Genomic DNA, 12359 nt, shown 5'->3' with positions numbered 1-12359 from the left:
GAATGCGGGGTTCCGGAACGGGTGACCGTCACACAAGCCGGACGGGCTTCTCGGGGCGTATGCCGGATTCGAGAAGCCAGGCCCGCAAGGGGGCCGGGTCGCCGTCCTCGACGAGGCTGAGGACGCGGGGGGTCAGGTCCGTGGCCCGTTCGCCCTTGATGAGGAGGGACGGGCCGTCGAGCCAGTCGAGGCCGGGGGTGGCGCCCGCGGTGTCCATGGCGGCGCAGCAGACCATCGCGGTGACGTGGTCCGCGAGCAGCTCGCGGGCCGTTCTCGGGGGTTGGAGCGGGAAGAGCGGGAGCGTGGCTTCGTCCCAGAACGCGGCGTCGGGGGCGGTTCGCTCCGCGGGGGTGGCGGCTGTGGCTTCCTCGCGGGCCAGTTCGGCGGTGAGGCCTGCGGCGAGGGTGGCTGTGCGTTCGTTTTCCGGCGGCTCGGCCTCGGCTTCGCCTTCGGCCGTGGTTTTCCCGCCCGCACCACGCGTACCACTTTCGTCGTCGAGTGCAGGTGGGCCCTGTGGGTGGTTCTCACCGTCGGCGACTGCCGGGTCGTTCCGGGGGAGATCCGGGGTCGACAGGTGGTCGAGGATTCTGGAGAGGGTGGGGCCGTCGGGGGGCGGGGTGCCGGGGTCGGGGGCGCGGCTGACGCCCAGGGTGTCGAGGACTCGGTGGAGGCGGGCCGCATCGGTGCGCCATTTACGGTCCACGACCTCCTCCGGGTACTCGTCCCAGTCGACCGGCGCCCAGTCCCGGCCGGACTCGGCGGGGCCGCCGTGGAAGAGGCGGGCGGCGAGGAGTGAGGCCGCCCCGTCCACCGCGCCGGGCTCTTCCAGCAGGTCGCAGGCAGGGCGCTCACCCAGACGGGAGGCGAAGCCCTCGGCCAGGCGGTCGCGACGCGAGAGTTCCGTGAGAGCCGCCACCACTCCCGCGTCCAGTCGGGAGGGCCAGCGGCCCATCCGCCAGGCGGGCAGCGCGACCCGGGTCAGCAGGCGGTCCCAGCCGGCGTAGGCCAGGCCCACCTGTTCCTGGGCGACGATCCTGAGGCCGTAGTCCACAGCCTGTGCACGCTCGGAGGCCGCGGCCGCCACGCCTCGCTCCATCTGCGCCGCATGCTCCCGGCAGCTGCGCAGCAGCAGACGGGCCACCCAGCCGATGCTCGCGCACACCCCGCGGGTCAGAGGGCAGCGACCGGGCGTCGAGCCTACGGCCACCGCCGCGTCCAGGCCCCGTACGAAGCGGCGGGCCGCTGCTATGTCCGGATGGGCGGAGGGTCCCGTACCGGCGACGACCGGAGCGAGGACCGCGCGCAGTTCGCCGACGCGCATCCACCACAGGAAGGGGGAACCTATGACCAGGACCGGTGCCGCGGCCGTGCGCCGGTGGGCGCCCCGCATGCCCGCTATCTCGTCCCGGTCCGCCGCGGGGGGCGGGCCGTGCGCAGGGTGGGTGCGGTCCTCGAGCCAGCTGTCGCAGTCCGGGGTGAGCGCTATCGCCGAGGGTGCGGGGACGTCGAGCCGGTCGGCGAGGTCGCGCACCATCCGGTACAGGTCCGGGGCCGACTCCTCGGCGATCGGGACCGTCGGGCTGACGGCCGGGCGGGCGCGGGCGACGACCAGGGCGATGGCACCCGCGGCGAGCAGAACGAGGGCGGCGAGGGGGGTCATGGCCCAGCGGGCGGCATGCCAGAAGGGGCCCACCAGGTGGTCCGTGGAACCGCCGGCCAGCAGGATCACGGCGACCGCCGCGGGCAGCACCGCCACGGCCAGCGCCCTGCTGCGGATGCGCAGCACGGCGAGGGCCCTCGCGCGCGCTGCCTGCGCGCCCGCTTCCACACCCATACCGGTACCGGTCACGGCCGGTCCTCACCCCCTCCCAAGCTGTCCTGGCTGCGCGGCTGTCCTGGCGTTGCTCACTCCCCCACTGTGGCACCCGCCACTGACATCGCAATGCCGGTGGGCCAAGTGCCGGACCGCTTGCGCCGCACCCTAGTTGGGGCCTCGGCCCACGTCAGCCGGATGGGGTATCGGTCACTCGATGGAATGGCTTTGGGGAGAGGTGGATGACGGAAAGCGAGGATCAGGCCTCTGGTCCTGAACCCGACCCGGAGCCCCGCCGCGAACGCGTCGGGCCCCGAATCCTTAGACGGATCCGGGGCCCGATGGGTTGGTCGGCGGGTGTGGACGCCGCGGTGGGGTCAGGCGTTCTGCGCCGCCTTCGCCGCAATGTCCGTGCGGTGCTGGGAGCCGTCGAGGTGGATGCGGGAGACGGCCCGGTACGCGCGGTCGCGGGCCTCGGTGAGGTCCTTGCCGGTCGCCGTGACGGACAGGACGCGGCCGCCGGCACTGACCACCGTGTCACCGTCGTGCTTCGTGCCGGCGTGCAGGACGTACGCGTGCGGGGCGTCCTGGGCGGCCACCTCGTCGAGGCCGGTGATCGGGTCGCCGGTGCGCGGGGTGCCGGGGTAGTTGTGCGAGGCGACGACCACGGTGACCGCGGCGTCCGCGCTCCAGCGCAGGGGCGGCAGGTCCTGGAGGGTACCGTTCGCGGCGGCGAGCAGGACGCCGGCCAGCGGGGTCCTCAGACGGGCCAGCACCACCTGGGTCTCGGGGTCGCCGAAGCGAGCGTTGAACTCGATGACCCGGACGCCCCGCGAGGTGATCGCGAGACCGGCGTAGAGGAGGCCGGAGAAGGGGATGCCGCGGCGGCGCATCTCGTCGACGGTCGGCTGCAGGACGGTCTGCAGGATCTCCTCGACCAGCTTCGGGTCGGCCCACGGCAGTGGCGAGTACGCGCCCATGCCGCCGGTGTTCGGGCCCTCGTCGCCGTCGAGCGCGCGCTTGAAGTCCTGGGCGGGCTGCAGCGGGACGACCGTCTCGCCGTCGGTGATGGCGAAGAGGGAGACCTCGGGGCCGTCCAGGAACTCCTCGATGACCACGCGTTCGCAGGAGTTGGCGTGCGCCCTCGCCGCTTCGATGTCGGCGGTGACGACGACGCCCTTTCCGGCGGCGAGGCCGTCGTCCTTGACGACGTACGGGGCACCGAAGGCGTCGAGGGCCTCGTCGACCTCTTCCGGTGTCGTACAGACGTACGAGCGTGCGGTGGGCACGCCCGCTCCCGCCATGACGTCCTTCGCGAAGGCCTTGGAGCCCTCGAGCTGCGCGGCCTCCTTGGCGGGGCCGAAGACCGGGATGCCCGCCTCGCGCACCGCGTCGGCGACCCCGGCGACGAGGGGTGCCTCCGGGCCCACGACGACGAGGTCGGCGCCGAGTCCGGTGGCCAGCGCGGCGACGGCCTTGCCGTCCAGGGCGTCGACCTGGTGCAGCTCGGCGACCTCGGCGATGCCGGCGTTGCCGGGGGCGCAGTGCAGCGCGGTGACGTCGGGGTCGAGGGACAGGGAGCGGCACAGGGCGTGTTCGCGGGCGCCGGTGCCGATGACGAGGACCTTCACGGGGGTCAGCCTAACGGGGGTTTTGTGCGGGGTGCCGAGTGGGAGGGGGGCGGGGAGTTGTACGTTCCTCCAAGCGGTGCCGGGTGGTGGGGTTGCCGGACCTGGGGGGCTGCCGCCTCCCGGACCCCCGCTTTCGGCCTGAACGGCCTCGTCCTCAAACGCCGGACGGGCTGGAGTGCCGTGACCGGCGACCAGGACAGGGCGCCCGGAAGAACAGGGCCTCCTGGAAGAACTCCCGCCCGGGAGAAACAAGCCGCGCCCGGAAGACGGCTTACTCGTTCGTGAACTCCTCCACGACCGTTGCGCCCAACTCGCGCACGATCAGTTCGTGGCCGGAGAGGGCCGATTCATTGAGGTCGGGGTCGTCGTCCTCGGGGATGTCGTCCTCGGGGGAGACCGGGGGCGGGGGTTCCGGGGCCCTGGGCTGGGGGGCGGGTGTGAGCGTGGTCCGGGCCGTCGGGGGCTGTGACGTTGGCGCGGGTGAGGTGGGGGGCGGCGGGGTCGCCGGGCGCTGTGGGGGCGCGCCGGTGCCGGTGCTGCCGTAGCCGCCTCCGCCGTAGGAGCCGTTGGAAGGGGCGGGCGGCGGGGCGGAGCCGCCGGACGGGTCGACGATCGCCTCGATCTTCCACTGCACGTTGAACTGCTCGGCCAGCGCCTGGCGCAGTACGTCCTCGCTGCCGCTGCTGGCGAAGTTGTCGCGGGCGCCCGCGTTGACGAAGCCGAGCTGGAGGGTCGTGCCGTCGAAGCCGGCCACCTGGGCGTTCTGGCTGAGCAGGATCCAGGTGAAGCGGCGGCGGTTCTTGACGGCCTCCAGGATGTTCGGCCAGAGCATGCGGGGGTCCGGGCCGCCGCTCGGGGGTGCGTAGGAGGAGACGGGGGCGGGTGCCGCCGTCTGTGGCGCGGGCGTGGGCGCGGGTGCGGAAGCGGTCGGCGCGCCGGGCGTGGCCGGGGGTTGGCCGGCGCCCGCCGGGGTTGCCGTGGGCCAGCCGCCGGGACGTCGGCCGCCGCCCGCGGGGGCCGCGGTGGGCCAGGCTCCGGGGGCGGCGGAGGGGGTGGCCGGGGCGGGGGCAGGGGATGCCGGGGCAGGGGGCGGCGGTGAAGCGACCGGGGCGGCCGGCTCTGCGGCGGTGGGCGGGGGGGCGGATGCTGCGGGGGCTGCCGGGGCGACCGGCGCGGCTGTGCCGGCCCCGGCGCCGGGCATGCCGGCCGATGGCGCTCCGGCATTCCGTACTGCAGCCCGAGCCGCAGCGGGGCCGCCGCCCGGCGGGACCGGGCCGCCAGCCGGGCCGCCGACGGCTCCGGGCACCGGTCCCCCGTGTGCTTCGGGTCCCGGCACGTACCCCATGGCCGGTGCCCCGCCGCCCGCGGAGAAGTTCACGCCCCGCTCGATCCGGTCGAGGCGGGCCATCACCGAACGCTCGTCGCCGTACGCGGCCGGCAGCAGCACGCGCGCGCAGATCAGTTCGAGCTGGAGGCGGGGCGAGTTGGCGCCGCGCATCTCGGTCAGGCCCTCGTTGACCAGGTCGGCGGCGCGGCTGAGCTCGGCGGCGCCGAAGGTGCCCGCCTGGGCCTGCATGCGCTCCACGACATCGGCCGGGGCGTCGATGAGCCCCTTCTCCGCGGCGTCCGGCACGGCGGCGAGGATCACCAGGTCGCGCAGTCGCTCCAGCAGGTCGGCGACGAAGCGGCGCGGGTCGTTGCCGCCCTCGATGATGCGGTCGACCACCTCGAAGGCGGCGGCCCCGTCACCGGTCGCGAAGGCCTCGACGACGGAGTCGAGGAGCGAACCGTCGGTGTAGCCCAGGAGGGACGTCGCCATGGCATACGTCACACCTTCCTCCCGCGCGCCCGCGAGCAGCTGGTCCATGACGGACATGGAGTCACGCACGGAACCCTGACCGGCCCGGACGACCAGGGGCAGCACGCCGTCCTCGACCGGGATGTTCTCCTTGCCGCACACCTCGCCGAGGTACTCGCGCAGCGTCCCCGGCGGCACGAGACGGAACGGGTAGTGGTGCGTCCGCGAGCGGATCGTCCCGATGACCTTCTCGGGCTCCGTGGTCGCGAAGATGAACTTGAGGTGCTCCGGGGGCTCCTCGACGACCTTCAGCAGCGCGTTGAAACCGGCCGACGTGACCATGTGGGCCTCGTCGATGATGTAGATCTTGTATCGGCTCGCGGCAGGCCCGAAGAAGGCCTTCTCGCGCAGTTCACGTGCGTCGTCCACACCGCCGTGCGAAGCGGCGTCGATCTCGATGACGTCGATGGAGCCCGGTCCGTTGCGCGCCAGGTCGCGACAGGACTGGCACTCCCCGCAGGGCGTGGGCGTGGGTCCCTGTTCGCAGTTCAGGCAGCGGGCCAGGATGCGTGCGCTCGTCGTCTTGCCGCAGCCGCGCGGCCCGCTGAACAGGTACGCGTGATTGACCCGGTTGTTCCGCAGCGCCTGCTGCAGCGGGTCGGTTACATGCTCCTGCCCGATGACCTCGGCGAACGACTCCGGGCGATAGCGGCGGTACAGCGCGAGAGACGACACGCATACGAGGTTATAGGCGCCCACTGACAACGCGGGCCGCCCGGATGCGCCCGACCGATCCCGGGAAACACAAGACCCCCCACGCACCCGCCAGAGCCGACCTACCCTTGCTGCCTTCCGGCCCTGGGGGAGTTCAGTCAGATAGCGCCGCGTGAGGGGCTGGCGCCCAGCTTACCTGATCGCCGGGCGCCCGAACGAGTTCGCTAGCACCCTCCGACGTCATGTAATGTTTCCGGCGGAGGATTCGCCTAGAGGCCTAGGGCGCACGCTTGGAAAGCGTGTTGGGGGCAACCCCTCACGAGTTCGAATCTCGTATCCTCCGCAGCCGCCTGAACAGGCGAAACGAAGAGCTGGACCGCTCATTGCGGTCCAGCTCTTCGGCATGCCTTGGTTGCAGTTTCGGTTGCATTTATAGGCGACATTTAGGGCATTTCCTCATGTAGGGAAGGCGTACGCTCACGTCCTACAGGGCGCCCGGCGCAGACTGCGGGGCGCCACACCATCTGACGGGATACGTCACGACGGTTACCGGCCGCCAGGACCCACACGATGAGTTGGCCGTCCTCAACGACGTGGAAGAAGAGGCAGTCGCCGCCCTGAGCCGTCGGCAGGCATCGCGTCATGAGGAGCTTTGACACCGAACGCAGTCATGCCCCCGCACCCGTCGATGCCTTATCCACCCATCACGGGATGGCCTGCGGCGACTCTGGTCTCGGTGGATCCATGCGGATCTGTCCATCGTTCCGGGACGATGTCGCGGTCATAGCCCGATCATCCGGACCTTGCTGCCGCACAGCCGGGTCATGTCATCGACATCCGGCGTGAGGATGGCGACCGGGCCAGGCTGACGCAAGGCCGCTTCCGCGACGGTGGCGTCGATCGCGTACTTGTGTCCGTGCAGACCGGCGCCCTTGAGCAGTTGGGCCGCCGCCTTGGCCGCTGCCTCCGTGATCGGCTCCACCTTGACACGGGAGAGCGCCCATTGCAGTCGGGGCAGGTTCACCCTGGCGTGGCTCACCTCCGCGATGGTGTTGGCGCTGACGACAAGGTCCGCTCCCATGTCGTGGAACACCTGGAACATCGCCAGAACCTTCCGGTCCTGCGCTACCCAGGCCAACAGCCCTTCGCTGTCCAGGACGACGGTCTCAATGTGCCCGCTCACGCAGCGCTCGCGCCGCCGGCGGCCGACGTCGTACCGAAGATCCGCGCCCGCGCCTCGGCCAGCTCTTCCTCACTGAAGGCCCCGTGCTCGTCTGCGTGGCTGCGCAGATCGGCCCCCAGGAGCTGGTGCCGGATCTGCCTGGCGACCGCTTCGGCCACGTAGCCGGAGATGTTGTCCGTGATCTTCTTCAGCTCCGCCACCTGCTCGGTGGGGAGTGTCACCGTGATACGTGTGGTGTCAGCCATAAGCGAAAGCATACTGTGGTATGCGCGCTACGTGCTGTCTGTTCCTCTGTTCGAGCAGGGGCTCAGCCGGGCGGTGGTACGACGCGCCGGTTCAGCGGGCCCAGTAGCGGTGCGCCGCGATCCATGGCGAACCCTCGGGAGCGGCTTCCGGCAGCGGCAGGTCCAGAAGCCGGTGAGCTGGGCTCATCCTCACCGTAGGCATCGACAGTGGCCTCTTCGATCAACGCCTCCAGCGCGGCCGGGGCCAGGTACTCATGGCCTCACCGTAGCGCTGCACCGTACGGCTGAGGACCGGTGTGTTCAGCAGCGGCGTATCCGTCGTGGCGCCGTCGCCGGCAGTCAAGCCAAGGCTCGCGGTTGCCAGTGTGTGACGTTGCCTGGTGGGGTTCGGTAGTGAGGGCCCAGGGGAGGGCCCGGCAAGCGACAGGGCGGAAGAGAGTGGCACGAGTCGTCGTACGAGAGCCGAGTACGGGCGCGAGGAGCGCACCGCCGCTTGCCCGGCAGGAAACGTCCACCTTCGTGAGGGAGCTGCTCGGCGCCGGCTGGGCGGCCGTGTTCCTGCCCGGTGAGCCCGCCCGCCTTGGGCGGCTGCTGCTGTGGAAGCCGACCGGGGCAGCAGCCGGGGACAGTATGGCGCCCACCGGCCTTGAGACCGAGACGGTGGAGCTGGTCCTGCCGCACGGCCGCTCTGTCAGGCGGCGCAGGGTGGAGGGTTACGCGCTGCCTGTCGCCGTCGCTGTCGCCGCCCTGGCCGGTGCGGAGCCTACGCATCCCTCCGGCGCCGCCTGGCAGGCCGCCACCCGCTTCGCGCTGCGACTGCTCGCCGACGGCCGCCTCCACCCGGCCCTCACCCCCGCCGGTTACGACACCTGGGAGGCGGGCCCTTTCACCGCCGCCCAGCGCCAGGCGCTGGACGCCCTGGCCGCCGCATTCCCGCCGCACGCCCACTGCCTGCCCGAGCCTGGCCCTGCTCCGGTACGGATCGCCGAACCGGCTGCGCTGGTACGCCAGTTCTGCGACGCGGTCGCCGATGACCTGGTCCGTACGCCGGCCGCGCCGCTCGCCATGGGAGCGCTGCCGTACGCCTGGCGCGAGGCCCGCGCCGTGCCCACCTTGCGTGAATGGGCCGAGGAAACCCAGGCGGCGCTCACCGCCGACGTCAGGGTCTCCCTGCGCGTCGACGTACCCGAAGGACGCCGACGGCAGTTCCGGGCCGTCCTGCAACTGCACACCGCGGCGGACCCGGCGCTCGTCGTCGAGGCCGCACGGCTGTGGACCGAGCCGGCCGAAGTGGAGCGGCTGCTCGGCCCGCGCGCCGAGACCGAGACCCTTCTCGCCCTGCGCCGCGGCGCCCGCGCCTGGTCCCCGCTGCGGAGGCTGCTCGACGACGCCGCTCCCGATCAGCTCCGGTTGACCGACGACGAAGCCTTCGATCTCCTCGGGGACGCAACGGACGCGCTGCGCGCGGCCGGTGTCGACGTGCACTGGCCGCGCGACCTGGTCAAGGCGCTCACCGCGACCGCGGAGATCGGGCAGCGCACCGCCCCCGGTTCCACCGCGGGCGGCCTGCTGGACACCGAGGCCCTCCTCGACTTCCGCTGGCAGGTCTCCCTCGGCGGAGAGCCGCTCACCGAGGCCGAGATGGATGCTCTCGCGGAGTCACGCCGTCCCCTCGTCCGGCTTCGCGACCAGTGGGTGGTCGCCGACCCGAAGCTGGTGGCCCGCGCCAAGCGCCGCCGGATGGAACCGCTCACCCCCATGGAGGCGTTGAGCGCCGCGCTGACCGGCGAGGCCGAGCGAAGCGAGATGGGGGTCCCCCCGGCCGGAGGCTGGGAGAGGGACGGTGACCGGGTCCCCTGTGCGGCGGTCGGTGCGCTCGGCGACCTGGTCGCTCGTATCCGCGACCCCGAGTCCCGCACCCCCGTGCCCCAGCCCGCCGCCCTCAAGGCCACGCTGCGCGAGTACCAGAAGCGGGGCTTGGCCTGGCTGGCCGAGATGTGCGCACTTGGCCTCGGCGGCTGTCTCGCCGACGACATGGGCCTGGGCAAGACCATCACCTTGCTCGCTCTGCACCTGCACCGCCAGAGCGACCCCACCACCGCGGGCCCCACCCTTGTCGTCTGCCCGGCCTCCCTGCTCGGCAACTGGCAGCGCGAGGCCGCCGGATTCGCACCGCTCACCCCCGTACGCCGCTACCACGGCGGCGACCGCCACCTGGGGGACCTGGCCGGCGACGAGATCGTCCTGGTCACCTACGGGGTGCTGCGCCGCGACCGCGAAGTGCTTGCCGAGACAGCCTGGTCGCTGGTGGCCGCCGACGAGGCCCAGCACGTCAAGAACCCCTACGCCGTCACCGCCCGCGAACTGCGCGCCCTGCCCGCCCGCGCCCGCGTCGCTCTCACCGGCACCCCCGTGGAGAACAACCTCTCCGAGCTGTGGGCACTGCTCGACTGGACCACCCCCGGGCTCCTCGGCTCACTCACCGCATTCCGTGACAGGCATGCCCGCGCCATCGAGGCGGGCGAGGATCCCGAGGCAGCCGAGCGCCTGTCCCGTCTCGTACGTCCCTTCCTGTTGCGCCGCAAGAAGTCCGACCCCGGCATCGCGCCCGAACTGCCGCCCAAGACCGAGACCGACCACGTCGTCCCGCTGACGGCCGAGCAGACCAGCCTGTACGAGGCACAGGTCCGCGAGACCATGGCGAAGATCGCGGAGTCGGAGGGCATCGCCCGACGCGGTCTGGTACTCAAGCTGCTCACTGCGCTGAAGCAGATCTGCAACCACCCCGCCCAGTATTTGAGAGAGCCCCCGTATGTGAAAGAGCACGGCCTGCGCCAGTCCACTCCCCTGCGGGGCCGCTCCGGCAAGCTCGACCTGCTCGACGAGCTTCTCGACACCATCACCGCCGAAGGCGAATCCGTACTGGTCTTCACGCAGTACAAACAGATGGCGGCTCTGCTGGAGAAGCATCTCGCCGAGCGCGGCGTCCCCACTCTCTTCCTGCACGGCGGCACCCCCGTCGCTCGGCGCGAGGAGATGGTGGACCGCTTCCAACGCGGTGAAGTGCCGGTGTTCCTGCTGTCGTTGAAGGCGGCGGGCACCGGACTCAACCTCACCCGCGCCAGCCACGTCGTGCACTACGACCGCTGGTGGAACCCGGCCGTCGAGGAGCAGGCGACCGACCGCGCCTACCGCATCGGCCAGGACAAACCCGTCCAGGTACACAGGCTCCTGGCGGAGGGAACCGTGGAGGACAAGGTGGCGAAGCTGCTCGAAGCCAAGCGCGCCCTCGCCGACGCCGTCGTCGGCTCCGGCGAGGCAGCCCTGACCGAGCTGTCCGACGCCGACCTCGCCGAACTCGTCGCCCTGGGAAGGCAGTCATGAGCCCCGCCGTCCCCGGCCCGCGCCGTGCGCCCACCCGCGGCAAGCGGGCCTTCGCCGCGACCTGGTGGGGCCAGGCATGGGTGGCCGCCCTGGAGGACTCCACCCTGGACGCCGGACGGCTCTCGCGCGGACGCACCTACGCCCGCCAAGGCATGGTCGGCCCGGTCACCGTCGCTCCGGGCAAGGTCACTGCCGCTGTCCAGGGCAGCCGCCCGCGCCCGTACCACTCCTCAGTCCACCTATCTGTCCTCACCGATCCTCAGTGGGACACCCTTCTCGACACGATCGCGGCCCGCGCCGGACATCTCGCGGCACTTCTCGACGACGAGATGCCCGCCGAACTCGTGGACGACGCCCTGCACGCAGGCGTCCCCCTGCTCCCACTGCCCACCGAGCTCGACCCCAAGTGCTCCTGCCCCGACTGGGGATACCCCTGCAAGCACGCCGCCGCGCTCTGCTACGCCATCGCCGCCACCATCGACGCCGACCCGTTCGTGCTCTTCGCGCTGCGCGGCCGCGGTCGCGAGGAGGTCTTCGCCCAGCTGCGCGCACGCCGTACGGCAGCACAGGAGACCGCCGCCCCACCGGCACCGGCCGGCGTCCCGGCCGCCGCCGCGTACGCCCGCTGGGCCGAGGAGTCCCCCGAGCTGCCCGAACTACCGGAACCCGCCGCCCACACCACAGCACTGCCCGTCGCCCCGCCACCCGGCACCGGCCTGGCCGCCGCGGACCTGGAACGCCTCATGGCCGACGCCACCGCGCGAGCCGCCCGGCTCCTCGCGGGCGACACCGCCGACCTGCACCTGACCCAGCACCAGGACGCCGTCCGCATCGCCGCAAGCAACCCCGGACCCGAGTGGTTCCACCACCTGACCCAGAACACCGGCACCATACCCACTGCCTTCGCACGCCTCACCCGCGCCTGGCGCCACGGCGGCCCCACGGGCATCACCGTCGCCGAACAGCCCCACACTCCCGACCCGAAGGTCATGAAGGCCACCCGCACCGCCCTGGAAGCGGCCCTCTCCGAGATGACCGACTCCCCCACACACCTCAGAGCCTGGCGCAACCGCCTCACCCTCACCCACCACGGCATCCAACTGCGTCTGGGCCCCGACGCCCGCTGGTACCCCTACCTCCAGGACGACGACGGCGAATGGTGGCCCGCGGCACCAGCCGACGGTGACCCGGTCACCGCACTCACCGCGGCATGGTCGCAGAACGGCGAGTAAGGAGGCGACTCCCCGCTGACCAGGAGCCACGAGCAGAAGCTGGACACTCACGCTGCATCCACTTCCGTGGTTGCAGTTCTGGTTGCATTCACCGGCGTCCAGCACCGTTCAGAGCACCCGCCAGGACCAGCTGCACCGCAGGTCAGGACATTGCCGTACGCCCCGGAACCCCCAGACGAACATTTGGAAAGCGTGTTGGGGGCAACCCCTCACGAGTTCGAATCTCGTATCCTCCGCAGCCGCCTGATCAGGCGAAACGAGAACCCCGGACCGCTCAGCGGCCGGGGTTCTCGGCATGCCCTGGTCTCAGTTCTGGTCTCATTTATTTCCGGCATAAGGCACTTTTCACCGCTTCGCTT

7 protein-coding genes, 1 tRNA gene and 1 other RNA gene are annotated in these 12359 nt (G+C 71.8%); 3 read left to right on the top strand and 6 right to left on the bottom strand.

Translation table 11 applies throughout. The features are described 5' to 3' along the window. Positions 1-28: 28 nt before the first annotated feature. From ACWCRD_RS36665 to ffs, 4 genes are all read right to left on the bottom strand, one after another. Positions 29-1834: a hypothetical protein gene (locus ACWCRD_RS36665; protein WP_450970094.1), complete on the bottom strand. Its 1806-nt coding sequence runs from the start codon at positions 1832-1834 to the stop codon at positions 29-31. A 356-nt stretch (positions 1835-2190) separates the two neighbouring features. Further along, positions 2191-3444: a phosphoribosylamine--glycine ligase gene (purD, locus tag ACWCRD_RS36660; protein ID WP_450970037.1), complete on the bottom strand. Its 1254-nt coding sequence runs from the start codon at positions 3442-3444 to the stop codon at positions 2191-2193. A 271-nt stretch (positions 3445-3715) separates the two neighbouring features. Further along, positions 3716-5977, bottom strand: a complete 2262-nt coding sequence (locus ACWCRD_RS36655; RefSeq protein WP_450970036.1) for a DNA polymerase III subunit gamma and tau — start codon at positions 5975-5977, stop codon at positions 3716-3718. Positions 5978-6044: 67 nt separating this feature from the next. Next, positions 6045-6141: signal recognition particle sRNA small type (gene ffs, locus ACWCRD_RS36650), an RNA gene on the bottom strand. A 73-nt stretch (positions 6142-6214) separates the two neighbouring features. Here ffs and ACWCRD_RS36645 point away from each other — a divergent pair. Then, positions 6215-6299 (top strand) — tRNA-Ser (locus ACWCRD_RS36645). Positions 6300-6737: 438 nt separating this feature from the next. Here the strand turns inward: ACWCRD_RS36645 and ACWCRD_RS36640 are convergent. Together ACWCRD_RS36640 and ACWCRD_RS36635 are read right to left on the bottom strand one after the other, a co-directional pair. After that, a complete protein-coding gene (locus tag ACWCRD_RS36640; protein ID WP_450970035.1) occupies positions 6738-7139 on the bottom strand; it encodes a DNA-binding protein in 402 nt (133 codons plus the stop codon). Beyond that, a complete protein-coding gene (locus tag ACWCRD_RS36635) occupies positions 7136-7384 on the bottom strand; it encodes a hypothetical protein (RefSeq protein WP_450970034.1) in 249 nt (82 codons plus the stop codon). Before ACWCRD_RS36635 ends, ACWCRD_RS36640 begins: the two co-directional genes overlap by 4 nt. Before the next feature lie 519 nt (positions 7385-7903). On the opposite strand from ACWCRD_RS36635, the gene ACWCRD_RS36630 reads away from it, so the two are divergent. Together ACWCRD_RS36630 and ACWCRD_RS36625 are read left to right on the top strand one after the other, a co-directional pair. Further along, positions 7904-10768, top strand: coding sequence for a DEAD/DEAH box helicase (locus ACWCRD_RS36630; RefSeq protein ID WP_450970033.1), 2865 nt, complete (start codon positions 7904-7906; stop codon positions 10766-10768). Then, the gene (locus ACWCRD_RS36625) at positions 10765-12000 is read left to right on the top strand and encodes an SWIM zinc finger family protein (protein ID WP_450970032.1); all 1236 of its coding nucleotides are present in this window, start codon (positions 10765-10767) and stop codon (positions 11998-12000) included. The genes ACWCRD_RS36630 and ACWCRD_RS36625 overlap by 4 nt, the downstream gene beginning before the upstream one ends. Positions 12001-12359: the final 359 nt, after the last annotated feature.

The organism is Streptomyces sp. NPDC002092 (assembly GCF_053593775.1).
This window is presented reverse-complemented; position numbering and strand designations above follow the sequence as displayed.